Here is a 17,974-nt window from a genome sequence, read left to right on the forward strand (position 1 = left end):
GGCCGACTCGACCGACACGCATACAAAAAGAGGTCCCGGACCCCCGCAAACATGCCGTGGGAATCCGGGACCGGACGCTATCGCCTAGCGAATGGCCTTAGTACATGCCACCGCCCTGGCCGCCCTGTGCGGCCGCAGCGGAGATGGCCTCCTCGATGGTGGTGTCCTTCGGCTCATCGGAGACGGTTGCCTCGGTGATGAGAATCAGGGACGCGACGGAGGCGGCGTTCTGGAGCGTGGTGCGGGTGACCTTGACGGGGTCGAGGACGCCCATCTCGATCATGTTGCCCCACTCGCCGTTGGCGGAGTTCAGGCCCTCGCCCTCGGGCAGGGTCTTGATCTTCTCGACCACGACGGAGCCCTCGAAGCCGGCGTTCTGCGCGATGGTCTTGACCGGTGCGGTCAGGGCCTTGCGGATGATCTCGACGCCGATCTGCTCGTCTGCGTCAGCGGCCTCGACGCCGTCCAGAGCCTTCGCGGCCTCCAGGAACGCGACGCCGCCACCAGCGACGATGCCCTCCTCGACGGCGGCGCGGGTTGCCTGCAGCGCGTCCTCGATGCGGTGCTTGATCTCCTTCAGCTCGACCTCGGTAGCCGCGCCGACCTTGATGACGGCGACGCCGCCGGACAGCTTGGCCATGCGCTCCTGCAGCTTCTCCTTGTCGAAGTCGGAGTCGGTGTGCTCGATCTCGCCCTTGATCTGGGAGATGCGGTCCTCGATGGCCTCCTTGGAGCCAGCGCCGTCCACGATCGTGGTGTTGTCCTTGGTGATCTTGACGGACTTGGCGCGGCCGAGCATCTCGGCGGTGACGTCGGTCAGCTCGACACCAAGCTCCTTCATGGCGACCTGGCCGCCAGTCAGGATGGCGATGTCCTCGAGCATGCGCTTGCGGCGATCGCCGTAGCCGGGGGCCTTCACGGCGGCGACGTTCAGCGTGCCACGGAGCTTGTTGAGGATCAGGGTCGCCAGGGCCTCGCCGTCGACGTCCTCGGCGATGATGAGCAGCGGCGAGCCGCTCTTCTGGATGGCCTCGAGCACGGGCAGGATGTCCTGGATGTTGCTGATCTTCTGGTCAGTCATCAGGATGTAGGGGTTCTGCAGCTCGGCGGTCATCGTGTCGTTGTTGGTGGCGAAGTACGGGGAGATGTAGCCCTTGTCGAACTGCATGCCCTCGACGGTGTCGATGTCGATGCCGAAGGTCTGGGAGTCCTCGACGGTGATGACGCCGTCCTTGCCCACGACCTCCATGGCCTCGGAGATCTTCTGGCCGATGGCAGGGTCGCCGGCGGAAATGGTGCCGACGGACGCGATCTGCTCGGAGGTGGAGACGTCGGCGGACATCTTCTTCATCTCGGAGACGGCGGCGTCGACGGCCTTGTCGATGCCGCGACGGATCGCGATGGGGTTGGCGCCAGCGGCGACGTTGCGGAGGCCCTCGTTCACGATGACCTGGGCGAGCAGGGTCGCGGTGGTGGTGCCGTCACCGACGGTGTCGTTCGTCTTGGTGGCGACCTCCTTCACGAGCTGGGCACCCATGTTCTCGATCGGGTCCTTCAGCTCGATCTCCTTTGCGACGGACACGCCGTCGTTCGTAATGGTGGGGGCGCCGTAGGAGCGCTGCAGCGCCACGTAGCGGCCCTTGGGGCCAAGCGTGGTGGTGACGGCGTCAGCGAGGGTGTTCACGCCCTTGGCGAGCTTGGCACGTGCGTCGGTGCCGAAAACAATGTCCTTAGCCATTCTTATCCTCCGATGTCACTCGTTTGTGGGATGTCCTGCAAAGCCTGCCGGCTACTCGGTAATGATCGCGTAGATGTCGTCGGCACGAAGCAGGAGGAAGTCCTCCCCGTCGACCTTGACCTCGTTGCCGCCGAACTTGCCATAGTAGACCTGGTCGCCAACCTTGACGTCCGGGACGATGCGCTCGCCCTTGTCGTTGAGCTTGCCGGCGCCGACGGCGACGACCTCGCCGCGCTGCGGCTTCTCCTGAGCACCGGAAGAGATGTAGAGGCCGGAAGCGGTCTTCTCCTCCTTGGGAGCGGGCTTAACAAGAACGCGGTCACCAAGCGGCTTAAGAGTCATGGTCAAAACCTCCCGTTATCGTGCGTACCTGCACGTCTCTTGGTATCTGAAGGGGCTTGCACCCCCTCTCGCCTATCTGACGTTCTGAATTCTACCCAGAACCCAACCCTTATACAACAAAAGAGAAAAAATCTTACAGGCGGCACTTAGATTTTCTCGCATGGGGCAACGCATGTGCATGTTTCTGGCGACATAAGCACGCGGCCCGGCACAAAGCCGGGCCGACATGCGTCTTGGTTCATAAAGATGGCGGCGGGGCGAGGTCGCCCGCGCAAGGCTCCGCGCCGGGAGCCGCGCGCCGGCGCCGCGGACGCTACGACAGCTTTTCCAGCTCGGCAAGCCAGAGCGCGGAGCACGCGTCCGACGGCATGCGCAGGTCGCCGCGCGGCGACACGGCCGCGGAGCCGACCTTCGGCCCGTCCGGCAGGCAGCTGCGCTTGAACTGCTGCGAGAAGAATCGCCGGTAGAACGTGCGCAGCCACGTGAGGATCGTCTCGTCATCGTAGGAGTCGCCCAGCGCGTAGCGCGCGAGGCGGTACACCTTGCGCGGCGGGAAGCCGCGGCGCAGCACCTGGTACAGGAAGAAGTCGTGCAGCTCGTACGGGCCGACGAGGTCTTCCGTGCGCTGCGCGATGGTGCCGTCCTCCTCCGCGGGCAGAAGCTCCGGCGAGACGGGCGTGTCCAGCACGTCGAGCAGCACCTCCGAGAGCGCGTCCGACTCCGTGGTGTCCGCCACGTAGCGCACGAGGTGCCGCACGAGCGTCTTCGGGACGGACGCGTTCACGCCGTACATGCTCATGTGGTCCGCGTTGTACGTGGCCCAGCCCAGCGCGAGCTCCGACAGGTCGCCCGTGCCCACCACGAGGCCGCCCACCTGGTTCGCGACGTCCATCAGTATCTGCGTGCGCTCGCGTGCCTGCGCGTTCTCGTACGTGACGGAGTGGTCCTTCTCGTCGTGCCCTATGTCCGCGAAGTGCTGGCGCACCGCCTTCGTGATGCTCACCTCGCGAAGCGTCGCTCCCAGCGCGTCGGCCAGGACCTCCGAGTTGCCGTGCGTGCGCTCCGTGGTGCCGAAGCCCGGCATGGTGACGGCAACGATACCGGAGTGGTCCATGCCCAGGATGTCGAAGGCGCGCGCGGTCACGAGCAGGGCGAGCGTGGAGTCCAGCCCGCCGGACACGCCGATGACGGCTGCCTTGGAGCGCGTGTGCGCCATGCGCTTTGCCAGGCCAAACGACTGGATGGAGAGCACGTCCTCGCAGCGCGCGGTGCGCTGCGCCGCGTCCGACGGCACGAACGGGTGCGGATCCACCCAGCGCGTGAGGTCGGTAGGCTCCGCCTCGAGCGAGAAGGGCGTGACCACGTAGCCGGCGGCCTCGCCGGAGGGCGCGGTCACGAACGTGCTCAGGCGGCGGCGCTCCGCCGCGAGCATGTCGACGTCGACCTCGCTCGTGGCGCGCGCCTCGCGAAACGGCCTGCCCTCCGAGAGCACGCTGCCGTTCTCCGCCACGATGTCGTGCGCGGAGAACACGAGGTCCTGCGTGGACTCGCCCCAGCCGGCGCTGCAGTACACGTAGCCCGCGACGAGGCGCGCGGACTGCCCCGCGACCAGGCTCCGGCGGTACGCCGCCTTGCCGACGATCGCGTTCGACGCGGACAGGTTGCACAGCACGGTGGCGCCGGCGAGCGCGTGCGCGATGGACGGCGGCTCGGGCACCCACAGGTCCTCGCACACCTCCGCCGCGACGACGAGGTTCGCCATGCTGTCGCACGCGAACAGCTGGCGCGCGCCAAACGGTACGCCCCGCTGCCCCGCGAAGTCGATGCGCGTCACGTCGAGGGGGCCGGCGCAGAAGTGCCGCGCCTCGTAGAACTCGTTGTAGTTGGGAATGTGCCGCTTCGGCACGATGCCGAGGACGCGCCCGCGGCCAAGGACGACGGCGCAGTTGTACAGCTTGCCGCCCGCGCGCACGGGCGCGCCCACCAGCACGAGGGCGTCCACGCGCGACGTGGCCCGGGCCACGTCCGCCACGCCCTTCTCGGCGGCGTCCAGAAGCGCGTCCTGCCAGAACAGGTCCTCGCAGGTGTAGCCCGTGAGCGCGAGCTCGGGCAGGACGATGACGCGGGCGCCGTCGAGCGAGAAGGACTCGCGCACCTCTTGCACCACGGCCTTGACGTTGAAGTCGACGTCGGCCACGCGGACCTCCGGGGTCCGGGCCGCGACCTTTACGAATCCGTCCTGCATGAACTCCCCTTTCGCGAGCGCTCGTGGCGCGGGCGCCGTCCGCGCGTGCCGTCACAGACAGCATATGCCAACTTGCGGGGCTATGCCTCCCACACCGGCACGCCGCCGACGTACGTGGCGACGGTCGCGACGTCCTGGATGCGCTCCGGGTCCGCGGTGACGAGGTTGGTATCCAGCACCACGAAGTCCGCGAGCTTGCCCGCGGCGAGCGTGCCGAGCTCGTGCTCGCGGCCCACGAGGCGCGCGCTGCCGCGGGTGTACGCGTCGATCGCGCGCGGCATGGATATGCGCTCCTGGGGAAGCCAGCCGCCGGACGGCTGGTTGGTCTGCGGCACCTCGCGCGTGACGGCGCAGCTGAGCACCTGCATCGCGCTGTCGGGCACGCACGGCGAGTCCGTGCCGAACGCCATGGTGACGCCCGCTCGGGCGTAGCTTGCAAACGGCCACATGAACGACGCGCGCTCCGGGCCCAGGTCGCGCTCCGGCTGCGTCACGTCTATCACCACGTGCTGCGGCTGGACGGACGCGACGAGGTCGATCCTGGCCATGGCCTCCACGTCCGCGGGGGTGAGGTTCTCGATGTGCTCTATCGCGTTCATGCCCTGGCGCGGGCGGCCGTACGTGCGGCGCGCCTCCGCGAAGATGTCGATGGCGGTGCTGACGGCCCTGTCGCCTATGGTGTGGATGCGCGTGGCGATGCCGCGGCGCGCGGCTTCCATCACATAGGAGCGCATGACCTCCGCATCGACGGTGGGCCTGCCGCAGTCGCCCGGGAAGTACGGGTTCGCGTACGGCTCGTGCAGCCACGCCGTGTGCGCGCTCGAGATGCCGTCGAAGAACTGCTTCGTGCCCGGGACCCGCACCATCTTGCCCCGAAACTCTGCCTGCAGGCTCTCTACGCGCTCGAACGTGCCGACGTTCTGCGGGTACAGGTGCACGCGCATGGGAATCTGCCCCGCGTCCAGAAGCTCGCGGTAGATGTCGTCGTACACGAAGTCCGTGCCCGGGATGGCGCAGAGCGCCATGTCGCACACGCTCGTGATGCCCTGCGAGAGGCTCATGCGGAAGTAGTCGCGGTACGCGTCGAGCACGCCCTGCCGAGGCAGGCTCGCGAACACCTTCGACACGTAGTACATGCCGGCCGCCTCGTGGATGACGCCGGTGAGGTGGCCGTCTTCGTCGCGATCGAAGAAGCCGCCCGCCGGCGGAACGGTGTCGTCCGTGATGCCGAGCTCCCGAAGACCGCGCGTGTTGACCCACAGCGTGTGGAGGTCTCCCTCGTACATGCAGACCGGACGGTCCGGGAACGCCTCGTCGAGCGAGGCGCGCGTCGGCGGGACGGGCGGGTCCCAGAGCGCGGAGCGGAAGCCCTGGCCCAGGAGCCAGCCGTCGCCGGGGTGGTCCGCCGCAAACTCCCGCAGCCTGCGGACGCAGTCCTTCTCACTCGTGCCCGCGTACGAGAGCGCGAGGTCGCTGCGGAAGAGCGACGTGTGGAACACGTGCTGGTGCGCGTCGTGGAAGCCGGGGCAGATGAACGCGTCGCCGAAGTCGCGCACGGGCACGCCCTCCGGCACGACGTGGGCCAGGTGCTCCGGCGACGCGACCGCGCGGATGGTGTCGCCCTCGATCACGAGGGCGGCGCGGACGTCCGGGCTCCCCTGCCCCAGGAAGACGTGGTTTGACATGACGACGCTCAGAGAACCCATGGGCCCTTGACCTCCTACGTGTGAGTGCGGCGCGGAGGACGCCGTGGCAAGACGGCACCCACACGCGCCTACGGCAGCGTCCCTACAGCAGCGCCTGCTGTATGAGGCGCACGAAGAACCTGATGCCCTGCAGGTACGCGCGGCGCGTGATGCGCTCGTTCGTACCGTGCACGCCGCGTTCCACCTCGTCCGCGTCCGCGACGAAGGGCGAGAAGCGCAGGCAGCTGTCGCAGACGCACTCGTACATGCTCGCGTCCGTCGCGCCGGTCTGGAGCGACGGCACGAGCGGCAGCGGCGAGCCGTCGCCCGGCTCCGCGAAGTAGCGCGACGCCGCCTCCTGGAGCGCGGCGAAGCCTTCGCCGTCCGCGCGCGACGTGCCGGACGGGTCGTTGCACACGTCCGCCTTGAGCTCCACCTCGACGCCGAGGCCGTCCACGAGCTCGCGGACGCGCTCCTCCACCTGCGCCACCGTCGTGCCGGGCAGGATGCGGAAGTTGATGGTGGCGCTCATGTCCTGCGGCATGACGTTGGGCTGGCGGGACGACCCCTCTATCATGGTGGGCGCGACCGTGGTGGTGACGAACGGGAACAGGCTCGGGTCCCGATAGAAGACGTCCGCGATCTCTTGCGCGTGGGCGTCGATGGACGCGCGGCCGCCCGAGACGAGCCTCGCGAGCGGGCCCTCCGTCACGTACGGCGCGATCGCGGCGAGCATCGTGCGGTCGACCTCGATGAGCTCGGTCGGCCAGGGGCTGCTCGCCACGCGGTCGATCGCCTTCGCGAGGTGCGCGAGCGACGTGCCGCCATAGGGGTTGGACGAGTGCCCGCCCGCGCTCCGGACGACGAGGCGGACGTCGGCGTAGCCCTTCTCGGCAAGGCCAACCGTCATGCAGTGGCGCCCGGGCGCGCCAAGGTGCGCGAGGTCCGTCACGAGGTAGTCGCCCTCGTCCACCACGAAGTGCAGGCGCACGCCGCGCCTTGCGAGGAGCCTCCCCATGGCGCGGGCGCCGGACTGGAGGGTCTCCTCGTCCTGCCCCAGGCACAGCATGAGCGTGCGGCGGAACTCCCACCCGTGGCGCAGCGCGTACTCCACGGCCTCGAGCACGCCCATGACCTGGTCCTTCATGTCAAGGGCGCCACGGCCCCACACGTACGTGTCGTCCATGTGGCCGTCGAAGGCGCCATGCTCCCAGTCGTCCTCCGTCCCGGGGACGACGGGCACCACGTCCATGTGACCCATGAACATGACGGGGTCGAGGCCGGCGTCCCGCCCGTGGAGCGTGAGCATGAGCGAGTGGTCGACCTTCTCGACCTCCGCCGCCTCGAACACGTACGGGAAGGACCTACGGAAGAACTCGCCCAGCTCGTCGAAGGCGGACCAGTCCGTCGCGTCGTGCGAGGGGCCGTCCACCGTCGCGATGGAGAGCGCCTGCGCAAGGCGGGAGCACACGGCGGCCTCGTTGAGGTCCGCGTAGTCGCCCTCGTGCGAGAAGAACTGCCATACGGACGCCATGCGCTATGCCTCCCGCACCTCTGCCGGCTTGTCCTCCAGGTAGCGCGAGAGGAACTCGCGGGTGCGGGGCATGCGCGGGTTCGTGAAGATCTGCTGCGGGTCGCCCTGCTCCGCGATGACGCCCTGGTCCATGAAGACCACCTTGTCCGAGACGTTCTTCGCGAACTCCATCTCGTGCGTGACGACGACCATGGTCATGCCGTCCTTCGCGAGGTCGCGCATGACGCTCAAGACCTCGCCCACGATCTCTGGGTCGAGGGCGGAGGTGGGCTCGTCGAACAGCATGAGGTCGGGCCTCATGCACAGGGCGCGCGCGATGGCGACGCGCTGCTTCTGGCCGCCGGAGAGCGACGTGACCGGGGACTTCGCGAAGTCCGCGAGGCCGACCTCCGCAAGGTGGCGCATCGCCTCGGCCTCGGCGTCGGCCTTGCCCATCTTCTTCAGCGTGACGGGCGCGAGCGTGCAGTTCTGGAGCACGTTGAGGTTGTTGAACAGGTTGAATCCCTGGAATACCATGCCGATCTTCTCGCGCAGCCTGTTGACGTCCACGTGCTCCGCCGCGAGGTCCTGGCCGTGGAACCACACGTGGCCGGAATCGGGCGTCTCGAGCAGGTTGATGCAGCGCAGCAGCGTCGACTTGCCGGAGCCCGACGCGCCGATGATGGTGACGACCTCGCCCGGCATGACGTCGAAGTCGATGTTCTTGAGGACGACGTGGTCGCCGAAGCTCTTGCGCAGGCCCTCGATCCTGATGACGGGCTCGGTGCCCGCGGTGTTGCTTGCTGCCATGGCCTACATGCCTCCCCTGTGCTGGGTCTGTCCGGACTCGATTTCGGTCTTGATGGTCTGGCTCGCGCTGCCGGCGACGCCCGTGGTGACCTTGACCTCGGACGACGACAGCGCCGGCCCCATGGCGGGGGCGTCCAGGCGGACGGCGAGCATGGAGAGGAGCTTCGACGCGATCATGGTGAGGACGAGGTAGCACACGGCCGCCGCGATGTAGGTCTCGAGCTGGCGGTAGTAGATGCCGGCGACGGTGGTCGTGGCGAACATGAGGTCGAACACGCCGATGACCGAGAGGACCGAGGAGTCCTTGATGTTGATGACGAGCTCGTTGGACAGCGCCGGGATGGAGTTCTTGATGCCCTGCGGGAAGACGACCTTGCTCATGGCCTGCCACTGCGAGAGGCCGAGCGAGCGCGCCGCCTCCGTCTGGCCGGGGTCGACGGCCTCGATGCCGCCGCGCAGGACCTCCATCATGTACGCGGTGGAGTTGAGCGATATGGTGACGAGGCCGGCGACGAACGTGGACCACACGGCGCGGATCTCGTTCGTGCTCATGCCGGAGCCGGAAAGCACCGCGAACCCGGCGAAGTAGATGATGAGCGACTGCACCATCATGGGCGTGCCGCGGACCACGGCGGAGTACACCTTGGCGAACCCGCAGCCGACGACCTTGAGGAAGCGCACGAAGTCGTTGTCCGGACGGTCGACCTGCTGCAGGCGCAGGAACACCAGCAGAAGCGCGAGGAAGAACGCGATGACGGTGCCGAACACGGCAAGCTCGATGGTGGTGGCGATGCCGCGCGCGAAGATGCCGCGACCCTTGTACACCATGTACACCATGGCGCTGAGGAAGTCCTTGGGGTTGGAGTTGGACGAGACGGCGCCCTGCACCACGGACACGAAGCCCATGACGGCGCGATCGACGAAGAGCACGGCCGAGAAAAGCCAGACGACGTAGGAGCACGTACGCTCGGCACGGCGTGCCGCCGGCTTAGCGAACGGCGACGTCTGGGCGTAATCGCGCCACTTGGCGAGCTTCGTCACGAGCGCGACCGCCGACACGATAACCCACGCGAGCAGCACGTAGTACATGACGACCTCGAGCGCGTACACGGGCGCCAGGAAGCTGAGCGCCGAGCGCGGCTGCATCGAGAGCCACATGCCGAGCACGGCGACGACGCTCGTCCCCAGAAGGACGTAGCGGTGGTCTTCTAGCAGGAAGCTGCCAAGACGGCCCCTGCTCTTCTCCTTTGGGGTGCCTTCCGCACCTTGGGCTGTGCTCATGGGCACGACCTCCTTGCGACTAATGCGTGATGCGTGCCCCTCCGCCACGCAGGTGCGGGCGGGAGGGCACGCTCTTCTCTACCTAGTAACGCGATGCGCGATGCGGCACGGCCTACGACGGCTGGCGCTCGACGGCGGCGTCGAACATCTTGGTGCGGGTGTCCTGGTCGACGGCCGCAAGCGCCTTGTTGATCTTCGCGAGGACCTTCTTCTGGCCCTTGGCGATGCCGACGTTGGCCGGGACGGTCTCCTTGAAGCCCTTGCCCTTCTCGAACTGGATGGCGACGAGGTCGGGGTTGGCGCGCAGGAACCCGTTGGTGTTCTCGGTGTTGTAGGTGATGGCGTCGCAGGTGCCCTGGTCGAGCTGGGACAGCTGGTTGGGCACGGAGTCGACCGGCGTGAGGTGGTTGACGTTGGGAATCTCGTCGATGACGGTGTCGAGCAGGGTGTCCTTCTGGCCGAGGACCGCGGCACCGGAGAAGTCCTCCAGCGACTTCGCGTTGGCGTACTTGGAGTCCTTCTTCACGAGGAGGCCGAAGCCGCCCACGAAGTACGGCTTGGAGAAGTCGATGGACTGCCTGCGCTCCTTCGTAGCGGACATGCCGGCGATGATCACGTCGATCTGGCCGTTGTTGAGAGCGTCGATCAGGCCGGAGAAGCTCATCTTGACGGCGACGGGCTTCATGCCGAGCGCCTTGCCGACGACCTTCGCGAACTGGACGTCGTAGCCGTCCGCGTACGCGCCGTCCACGTTCTCGATGGGAATGGTGTACTCGGACTTCTGCGTGGTCTGCCAGTTGTACGGGGCGTACGCGGCCTCCATGCCGACACGCAGGGTCTTGCCGTCGCCGAGGACGCCGCTGTCGGACTTGGAGGAGGAAGAGGAGGACTTATCGGAGGTGCCCTGCGCGGCGGGGCCGCACGCGGTGAGGAAGGTGAGGCCGGCTGCGGTGATGGCCGTCATGCCGGAGACCTTCAGGAAGCCACGGCGGGAGAGCTGCCTTGCGGCATCGCGTCCCGACGCGTTCGTTTGCGGATTGATTAGCTCGAAATCGTGCTTCTGGGTCATGGTGTTCCTCGATTCCCTTGGCAAGCTGTGAAAAGACCCCTTCCGCGCAACGCAACCGGAGGGGACCCATTCCCCTCCCCCTTGCAACTTAATGCGAGAAAGCTACGTGCACACTGAAACCATACGCCGTTTGGCGGCGCGACGCCACCCCACGGGTCAGCGGTAACAACAGCGTAACCGGCCGGCATGCAAAACGTCGCAGGTCGGCCGGTCATAAATTACTTTTGCGTTTTCCTTGTGCCGCGCTACGCCTTGCGCGGCCACGGGCCGCTCACCACGGGCTTCTCGCCCGAGGACCAGCAGCCGAGCTTGGCGTTGGGGTTGGCATCGAGCGAGAGGTCCGCGAACTGGCCGGCGCGATAGTTCCTGAGCGCCGCCACGGCGATCATGGCGCCGTTGTCGCCGCAGACCACCATGGGCGGCACGGTGACGCGCACGCCGCGACGTCCGAACTTGCGACGGTACTCCGCGCGGAGCTCCGGGTTCGCCGCGACGCCGCCGCCGACGCAGAAGTCCGCGACGCCCGTCTCGTCCACAGCGGCCATCGCCTTCGACACCTGGACGTCGATGACGGCGGCCTCGAACGACGCGGCAAGGTCCGGCAGGTTGATGGGGCGGCCGGCCTTGTTCTCGCCCTCGATGTACGTGATGACGGCCGTCTTTAGGCCGGAGAGGCTGAAGCGGTAGTCGTGGCTGTGCATCATGGCGCGCGGGAAGTGGATGGCCTTCTTGTTGCCCTTGGCCGCGAGCTTCGAGATGACGGGGCCTCCGGGGTAGCCGAGGCCGAGCGCCTTCGCCACCTTGTCGAACGCCTCGCCGACGGCGTCGTCGATCGTGGCGCCAAGGACCTGGTAGTCGCCCCAGTCGCGCACGTGGACGAGCATGGTGTTGCCGCCGGACACGAGGCTCGCCACGAACGGCGGCGTGAGGTCCGGGGTCTCGAACAGGTTCGCGAGCAGGTGTCCCTCGAGGTGGTTCACGGCTGTGAGCGGAAGGCCCGTCGCGGCGCAGAGCCCCTTGGCGAACGCGACGCCCACGACGAGGGCGCCCACGAGGCCGGGACCCGCCGTGACGCCGACGCAGGACAGGTCGCGCGGCGTGAGCGTGTCGCAGCCAAAGTGGCGGCCGGCCTGGGCCATGGCCTCCTCGAACACGCCGACGATCGCCTCGACGTGCTTGCGCGACGCGATCTCGGGCACGACGCCGCCGAAGCGCGCGTGGAAGTCGATCGACGTGGCGACGACGTTTGCGCAGATCTCGCCATGCGAGTCGATGACGGCCATCGCGGTCTCGTCGCACGACGACTCGATCGAGAGCACGAGGTCGCCCGCGGCAGCGAGGCGCTCGCGCACCCGTGCGTCGCGCTCCCCCACCTGGATGGGCCACGGCCTTATGGAGGCCGACGGCTCCACGTGGTCGAGCGTGTGCTCCGCGTCCGCCGCGAGCGGCAGCGCCACCTTGAGGATGAGCGCGTCGTGCCCCTCGCCGTAGTACGCGCGGCGGCGCCCGGCCTCCCTGAAGCCAAGGGAGGCGTACGCGGCCCGCGCGGGCGCGTTCTTCTCGTCCACCTCGAGCGACGCCGTTGCGGCGTTCAGAACGTGGGCGTCGTAGCAGATGCGCGACACGAGGCGGGAGGCGATGCCCTGGCGGCGCCTGTCGCGCGCGACGACGACGTCCGTCACCTCGAAGTCGTCGCCCGCGAGCTGGCCGCCCGCGAAGCCGATGACGGTGCCGAGGTCGTGCGCGACCCACCAGCTGCGACCGGGCTGCGAGAGCTCGTCGTAGAACATGCGCTCGCTCCACGGCGTGTGGGCGGCGCCCGCGTAGGACTCGCTCTCGAGCGCCGCGACGGCCGGCAGGTCGTTCACGGACATGGGGCGCAGCTGCAGGTGCCTGTCCGCCAGCGCGTCGTCCACGCCGGTGACCTCGACGCTCGCGGGGGCCTTGAGGCCCAGGCGCTTGCGCTCGTTCTCCTCCGCATCAGAGAGGCGCGTGTAGATGGGCAGCACCAGAGCCGGGTCGCCGCTGCCGCGCGCGGCCGACGCCGCCCAGGCGCGTGCGAGGCCCTGCGCCGTGGGGTGCCACAGCGACTCGTCCAGCACGCGCGAAAGGCCGGCCGCCTCGAAGCGGTCGCGGTACTTCTTCAGGCCGTCGCCCGCAAGGGCGAGCTCGGCCGCGTCCGTGCGGGCCGCAAGCTCGCGTACGGCGTCGTCCGCCCTCACGACGCGCTCCGCGTCGAACGTGCGGTGCGCGCCCGCATCGTCCAGCAGGTAGACGCCGGGGTAGACCTCGCCGCGCATCGCGTCGTCCACCACGGCCAGAAGCCCGCGCTCGCCGGCGGACCACGCGCCCCACGCCACGGCGTCCAGGGTCGACGCGCCGTACAGCGCCTTGCCCAGGCCGCACGCGAGCCCCTTTGCCGTCGCGATGCCTATGCGCACGCCCGTGAACGAGCCGGGGCCGCGGCCCACGAGCACGGCGTCCACGTCGGCCATCGCAAGGCCCGCCTGGGACAGGCAGTCCAGCGCCGTGTTCACGAGCTGCTCGTTCGCGTGGCGGCGGCACAGGTGGTCGCCCGAGGCGAGCACGTCCACGCCACGGGCTCCGTCCGCTTGCACCCCTATGCGCGCGACGGCGCAGGCGAGCATGTCGGTGGAGGTGTCGACGGCAAGGACCGTGAGGTCGCCGTTGCCGGTGACGTCGCTGGTGGCGCTGTCTGTCTGCATGTGCACTCTTTCCCGGGGCGTCGCGCGCCCCCTTGTCAGTCAGTTCCCGAGCTCGGCGTCGAGCCGGTCGAGCAGCTCTTCTCCCCTGGCGTTGCGCGGCACGAGCCTGATGGCACGCGGCGGCTCCTGGCCGCCAGCGACCTCGTCGTCCAGGCGCGACACGAACACGTCCACGCGGTCGTCGCCGATCTCGCGCGAGAACTGCTCGCCCCACTCGATGAGGCACGGCCCGTCCGCGCCGAGCACGTCGAACAGCCCCGTGTCCTCCAGCTGGTCCGCGCTATCCAGGCGGTACAGGTCGAAGTGGTACAGCGGCATGCGCGAGCCCTCGTACACCATCTCTATGGTGAACGTGGGGCTCGTCACGTCGTCCGTCACGCCCATGCCGCGCGCGACGCCCTTGGTGAGCTGCGTCTTCCCGGCGCCGAGGTCGCCGGTCAACACCAGCACGTCCGTGGGACGAAGCACGCGTCCCAGCGCCTCGCCCAGGCCTATGGTCTCTTCCGCGGAGGTCGAGAAGAACTCGCCCCTGCCGCGCCTTGCCGCAATCTGGCCCATGGTCACTCCTTGCTTCCGGCATCTTGGTCCGCCCGCGCCGCAGGGTGCTCCCGCAGCCACGCGCCCACCATGGCGATGTCCTGCTCCAAGAGCGGCTGCCACTGCTCGTGGTACAGGCAGGCCGCCGGGTGGAACGTGGGCACCACCGCGAAGTGCCCCGTCTGGTACACGTGCCCGCGCAGGTGCGTGACGCCCTTGTCCGTGCGCAGCACGAACTGCGTGGCGAAGTTGCCCAGGCACACCAGGACGTCCGGCCACACGCTGCGGATCTGCTCGCGCAGAAACGGCGAGCACGCCTCTATCTCCTCCGGCCGCGGGTTGCGGTTCGACGGCGGGCGGCACTTGATCACGTTCGCGATGTACACCTGGTCGCGCGTGAGGCCCGCGAGCGAGAGCAGCGAGTCCAGGTTGTGGCCCGCCGCACCCACGAACGGCTCGCCCTGCAGGTCCTCGTTCCTGCCCGGCCCCTCGCCTATGAACATGACGCGGGCATGCGGGTCGCCCACGCCAAACACGATGTTCGTGCGGGTCTGGGCCAGAGGGCACAGGCGGCAGTCTCCCAGCACGTCCCTGATCTCCTGCAGCGACACCTCGCCCGGCCGCTGGTGCTCGTGGCCGGGAATCCGCATGACCGGCATCCGTGCCCCCTAGACGTAGATCCTGTCGAGACGCTCGCTGAAGTTGCAGACGACCTCGTAGTTGATCGTGTCGCGGCGCGCCGCGAGCTCGTCCGCCGTGATCTCCTCGTCGCCGTCGCGCCCCATGATCGTCACGATGTCGCCGCGCTGCACCGGCTGCGCCGGGTGGTACGCGCGCACGCTGTTTACGTCCACCGCAAACATGAACTGGTCCATGCAGATGCGGCCCACCTGGCGGGCGCGCGCCCCGTTCACGATCACGTCCATGTTGTTCGACAGGCTTCGCGCGAGGCCGTCGGCGTAGCCAATGGGCACGGTCGCGATCTGGATGCTCGGCTTCGACACGCGGTACGTCAGGCCGTAGCCCACGCCCTCGCCCACGGCGGGGTTCGCCACGCGCGTCACGCGGCCGCGCACGCTCATCGCGGGCGTCAGGCTAATGCGCGGCGCCGTCGTCTCCGCGGGCTGCAGGCCGTACAGGCCAACGCCCACGCGGCACATGTCGTAGTGGTACTCGGGGTGCAGCACGGTGCCCGGTGTGTTGTCGCAGTGCGCGAGCCCAACCTCGAGCCCGGACTGGCGAAGCGCGCCCACCGTGTCCGCGAAGCGCTGCGCCTGCTGCTTGAAGTCCCAGTCGCCTATCACGTCCGCCGTGGCGAAGTGCGTGAAGGTACCGGCGCACTCCAGCCCCCGGTGGAAGTCGATCATGTGGCGAAACTCCACGGCGTCCTGCGGCATCACGCCGATGCGCGACATGCCGGTGTCCACGGCCAGGTGGTAGCGGCCCACCTTGCCCAGCGCCACGGCGCGCTCGCCGTACGCGAGCGCGAAGTCGCTGTCGTACACCGCTGGCATGATGTCGTACTCCAGAAGGTCGTCCAGGCTCTCCAGCGGAGACTCGTTCAGCATCAGGATCGGCTCCGCGATGCCGCCGCGGCGCAGCTCGATGCCCTCGTCCACCGTCGCGACGGCAAACTGGTCCGCACCGGCCTGGCGCATGACCTTCGCGCACTCAACGGCTCCGTGTCCGTACGCGTCCGCCTTCACGGCGCACATCATCTTGACGCCCGGCTCCAGGAGCGCCTTGAACGCCCTCGTGTTCTTGCGGATGGCCGCAAGGCTCACCTCGACCCACGCCCACCTGTTCTTGGGATATGTAACTGGCATCTGTCCTCCACCTATTCCGCTCCGCCGGAGTCGGGGAAGGTCATCTGCTCCTCAAGAGCGTCCTCGGCAAGCCCCAGCGCATCGATAATGTCGCGTGCCATCGCGCCGCGAGACCCAAAGCGCTCCGCGGCGATGGACCCCGCGTACCCGTGTACCTCGCACGCAAGAGAGCACAGCACGGGAATGTCCTCGTTGTCCACGTTCGACCGGGCGAGAAACGCCGCGATCACGCCCCCGAGCACATCCCCGGACCCGGCGGTCGCCAGGGCGGCGGGGCCGGGCTTCGGCAGCACGGCGACGTCCACGCCCACGCACGCCGTGGCGGAGCCCTTCGCGACGACGGTCAGCTCGGAGCCGCCGTCCGCCCACACGATGCGGCGAGCGGCCTCCATGGCCGCGGTGAGCGACGCGGGCGGCGTGTCCTCCAGCCCCACCAGGCGGCCGAGCTCCCTGCGGTGCGGCGTCAGCACGAGCGGCGCGGCGCGGCGCAGCAGCTCCGGGAACTCGTCGGCCCTGTTCGACGTCAGACGAGAGATGCAGTTCAGGCCATCCGCGTCGACCACCAGGGGAACCTTCGTCTCAAGGAGCCTCGACACCACGCCCACGGTGCCAGAGCTCACCCGCATGCCGGGGCCCACCAAGGTCGCCGTGCGCTTCTCGGCCAGCTCGGCCACGAGCTGGATCGCCTCGCTCGAGAACGTGCCGTCCCTACCCGCCGGCAGCGCCAGCACGGGAATCTCCATCATGCGCGCCTGGATGATGGGCGCCACGGGCTCGGGCACCGCAAGCGTCACGTAGCCGGCGCCGGCGCGCGCCGCCGCCATGGCCGCCATCATGGGCGCACCGACGAAGCGCGTCGAGCCGCCCACCACCAGCACGGACCCGCGCGAGAACTTGTCGACGGCGTTCGAGGCGGGCGCGAGCACGTCCACGTAGTCGTCCAGGTCCGCACGCCATGCCACGGGGTCGGCCTCTATGGCCAGGCGCTCCGTCTGCTCGGCCAGGGGCGCCACGATGATGGCGCCGCAGGCGTCGCGGCCGCTGTCGGAAAGCAGGCCGGGCTTCAGCACGAGCATCGTCACCGTGGTGTCCGCGATCACGCACTCGCTGTCCGCGAGGCCGGTCTGGGCGGAAAGCCCGCTCGGCACGTCCACGGAGAGCACGCGTGCGCCGGACGCGTTGATGCAGCCGATCCAGATGTCGAACGGGGCCCTGGGCGTGCCATGGAAGCCGGTGCCCAGCATGGCGTCCACCACGACGTCCGTGCCGGAGAGAAGTTCGACCACCTTGTCGCGCGGCGGGGCGACCACGATGTCGACGCCGGCCGCCTGCGCGCTCTTCGCGACGACGCGCGCGAGGTCCCCCTGGATGTCGTTCGGCTCGACGGGGCTCACGACGGTGACGGCGACGCCCTTGGCGTGGAGCGCCTCCGCGGCGACCCAGCCGTCGCCCCCGTTGTTTCCCAGGCCGCAGAAGACCGCGACGCTTCCCAGGTCGCCCATGCGGACGACCTCGCTCGCGGCCGCGGAACCCGCCCGGTGCATGAGCTCGGATATGCTTACGCCCACCTCCGTGAGCCCGGCTTCGACGCGCTTGACGTCTTCCACGTTCAGAACTGGCTGCATGTGCGCCTCACTCTCCCATCGAGCCCTCGAGCGGCAGCTCGTCTTCCCGGGGCTCCGCGGGACCATCTTCCCCAAGCGTATCCATTATGCCGTCCTGGAGCCGCTCGAGCTCGTCGATTATCGACTTTGCCTCCTTGAACGAGGCCTGGAGCTCCCTCTTCGGGTCCGGGCCCTCGTCCGCGTGCGGCCGGACGTCGTCCGTCATGGCGACGGCGTTCGCCACCGCGACCTCGTGCGTGCGCGAGAGCGACAGCACCACCTCGTCAATACCCCGCCCGCGGGCCACCTCGGCCGCGCGTCCCGAGAGGATGGCGACCGGCCGGCCGCGCACGTCTCGTCCCACCGAGACGTCCCGCATGCCGATGCCCTCCGAGAATCCCGTGCCCAGCGCCTTCACCACGGCCTCGCGCGCGGCGAAGCGCGCGGCGTAGTGCTCGGCCGGGCGCGCCGTCGAGTCGCAGTACGCGCGCTCGTCGTCCGTGAACACCCGCGCCGCGAAGCTGGGGTGCCTCGTCAGGGCGCGCTCCATCCTCGCGATCTCGAGCATGTCCACGCCTATGCCAACGCGCGCCACGGC

14 protein-coding genes are annotated in these 17,974 nt (G+C 68.7%); all 14 read right to left on the reverse strand.

The window, feature by feature from the left end; genetic code table 11:
* Positions 1–97 precede the first annotated feature (97 nt).
* The 14 genes from groL to acpS all read right to left on the reverse strand — a co-directional run bounded on the left by groL (position 98) and on the right by acpS (position 17,971).
* Positions 98–1,738, reverse strand: coding sequence for a chaperonin GroEL (gene groL, locus ACTQWE_RS06405; RefSeq protein WP_441856730.1), 1,641 nt, complete (start codon positions 1,736–1,738; stop codon positions 98–100).
* Positions 1,739–1,789: 51 nt separating this feature from the next.
* The gene (locus tag ACTQWE_RS06410) at positions 1,790–2,080 is read right to left on the reverse strand and encodes a co-chaperone GroES (protein ID WP_090846803.1); all 291 of its coding nucleotides are present in this window, start codon (positions 2,078–2,080) and stop codon (positions 1,790–1,792) included.
* A 313-nt stretch (positions 2,081–2,393) separates the two neighbouring features.
* A complete protein-coding gene (locus ACTQWE_RS06415; protein WP_441856731.1) occupies positions 2,394–4,325 on the reverse strand; it encodes an NAD(+) synthase in 1,932 nt (643 codons plus the stop codon).
* An 80-nt stretch (positions 4,326–4,405) separates the two neighbouring features.
* Positions 4,406–6,031 carry an amidohydrolase gene (locus tag ACTQWE_RS06420; RefSeq protein ID WP_441856732.1) on the reverse strand — a complete coding sequence of 542 codons (1,626 nt, stop codon included), beginning with the start codon at positions 6,029–6,031 and terminating at the stop codon, positions 4,406–4,408.
* Positions 6,032–6,113: 82 nt separating this feature from the next.
* Positions 6,114–7,544 (reverse strand): M20/M25/M40 family metallo-hydrolase, encoded by a 1,431-nt coding sequence (locus ACTQWE_RS06425; RefSeq protein WP_441856733.1) that lies wholly within the window; start codon positions 7,542–7,544, stop codon positions 6,114–6,116.
* A gap of 3 nt (positions 7,545–7,547) precedes the next feature.
* Positions 7,548–8,333, reverse strand: coding sequence for an amino acid ABC transporter ATP-binding protein (locus tag ACTQWE_RS06430; protein WP_441856734.1), 786 nt, complete (start codon positions 8,331–8,333; stop codon positions 7,548–7,550).
* A 3-nt stretch (positions 8,334–8,336) separates the two neighbouring features.
* A complete protein-coding gene (locus tag ACTQWE_RS06435; protein ID WP_441856735.1) occupies positions 8,337–9,614 on the reverse strand; it encodes an amino acid ABC transporter permease in 1,278 nt (425 codons plus the stop codon).
* Between the two features lie 112 nt (positions 9,615–9,726).
* Positions 9,727–10,683 (reverse strand): transporter substrate-binding domain-containing protein, encoded by a 957-nt coding sequence (locus tag ACTQWE_RS06440; RefSeq protein ID WP_441856736.1) that lies wholly within the window; start codon positions 10,681–10,683, stop codon positions 9,727–9,729.
* Between the two features lie 245 nt (positions 10,684–10,928).
* Positions 10,929–13,409, reverse strand: coding sequence for a tRNA (adenosine(37)-N6)-threonylcarbamoyltransferase complex transferase subunit TsaD (gene tsaD, locus ACTQWE_RS06445; protein ID WP_441856737.1), 2,481 nt, complete (start codon positions 13,407–13,409; stop codon positions 10,929–10,931).
* Positions 13,410–13,448: 39 nt separating this feature from the next.
* A complete protein-coding gene (gene tsaE, locus ACTQWE_RS06450) occupies positions 13,449–13,967 on the reverse strand; it encodes a tRNA (adenosine(37)-N6)-threonylcarbamoyltransferase complex ATPase subunit type 1 TsaE (RefSeq protein WP_441856738.1) in 519 nt (172 codons plus the stop codon).
* 2 nt (positions 13,968–13,969) lie between these two features.
* Complete coding sequence (locus ACTQWE_RS06455; RefSeq protein WP_170103627.1) at positions 13,970–14,605, reverse strand: uracil-DNA glycosylase; 636 nt, start codon at positions 14,603–14,605, stop codon at positions 13,970–13,972.
* 9 nt (positions 14,606–14,614) lie between these two features.
* Positions 14,615–15,772: an alanine racemase gene (gene alr / locus ACTQWE_RS06460; RefSeq protein WP_441921425.1), complete on the reverse strand. Its 1,158-nt coding sequence runs from the start codon at positions 15,770–15,772 to the stop codon at positions 14,615–14,617.
* An 11-nt stretch (positions 15,773–15,783) separates the two neighbouring features.
* Positions 15,784–17,397 (reverse strand): NAD(P)H-hydrate dehydratase, encoded by a 1,614-nt coding sequence (locus tag ACTQWE_RS06465; RefSeq protein WP_441856740.1) that lies wholly within the window; start codon positions 17,395–17,397, stop codon positions 15,784–15,786.
* Positions 17,398–17,404: 7 nt separating this feature from the next.
* The gene (acpS, locus tag ACTQWE_RS06470) at positions 17,405–17,971 is read right to left on the reverse strand and encodes a holo-ACP synthase (protein ID WP_441856741.1); all 567 of its coding nucleotides are present in this window, start codon (positions 17,969–17,971) and stop codon (positions 17,405–17,407) included.
* Positions 17,972–17,974 lie beyond the last annotated feature (3 nt).

The organism is Parafannyhessea sp. LCP19S3_B1, from assembly GCF_052121955.1.
Lineage (GTDB): Bacteria > Actinomycetota > Coriobacteriia > Coriobacteriales > Atopobiaceae > Parafannyhessea.

Excerpts from the sequence above, each read along its gene's own strand:
- alr (WP_441921425.1), bottom strand. The coding sequence starts at position 15,772 with ATGCCAGTTACATATCCCAAGAACAGGTGGGCGTGGGTCGAGGTGAGC.
- tsaD (WP_441856737.1), bottom strand. The coding sequence starts at position 13,409 with ATGCAGACAGACAGCGCCACCAGCGACGTCACCGGCAACGGCGACCTC.
- ACTQWE_RS06425 (WP_441856733.1), bottom strand. The coding sequence starts at position 7,544 with ATGGCGTCCGTATGGCAGTTCTTCTCGCACGAGGGCGACTACGCGGAC.
- groL (WP_441856730.1), bottom strand. The coding sequence starts at position 1,738 with ATGGCTAAGGACATTGTTTTCGGCACCGACGCACGTGCCAAGCTCGCC.
- tsaE (WP_441856738.1), bottom strand. The coding sequence starts at position 13,967 with ATGGGCCAGATTGCGGCAAGGCGCGGCAGGGGCGAGTTCTTCTCGACC.
- ACTQWE_RS06415 (WP_441856731.1), bottom strand. The coding sequence starts at position 4,325 with ATGCAGGACGGATTCGTAAAGGTCGCGGCCCGGACCCCGGAGGTCCGC.
- ACTQWE_RS06410 (WP_090846803.1), bottom strand. The coding sequence starts at position 2,080 with ATGACTCTTAAGCCGCTTGGTGACCGCGTTCTTGTTAAGCCCGCTCCC.
- ACTQWE_RS06420 (WP_441856732.1), bottom strand. The coding sequence starts at position 6,031 with ATGGGTTCTCTGAGCGTCGTCATGTCAAACCACGTCTTCCTGGGGCAG.
- ACTQWE_RS06440 (WP_441856736.1), bottom strand. The coding sequence starts at position 10,683 with ATGACCCAGAAGCACGATTTCGAGCTAATCAATCCGCAAACGAACGCG.
- ACTQWE_RS06455 (WP_170103627.1), bottom strand. The coding sequence starts at position 14,605 with ATGCCGGTCATGCGGATTCCCGGCCACGAGCACCAGCGGCCGGGCGAG.
- ACTQWE_RS06465 (WP_441856740.1), bottom strand. The coding sequence starts at position 17,397 with ATGCAGCCAGTTCTGAACGTGGAAGACGTCAAGCGCGTCGAAGCCGGG.
- ACTQWE_RS06430 (WP_441856734.1), bottom strand. The coding sequence starts at position 8,333 with ATGGCAGCAAGCAACACCGCGGGCACCGAGCCCGTCATCAGGATCGAG.
- ACTQWE_RS06435 (WP_441856735.1), bottom strand. The coding sequence starts at position 9,614 with ATGAGCACAGCCCAAGGTGCGGAAGGCACCCCAAAGGAGAAGAGCAGG.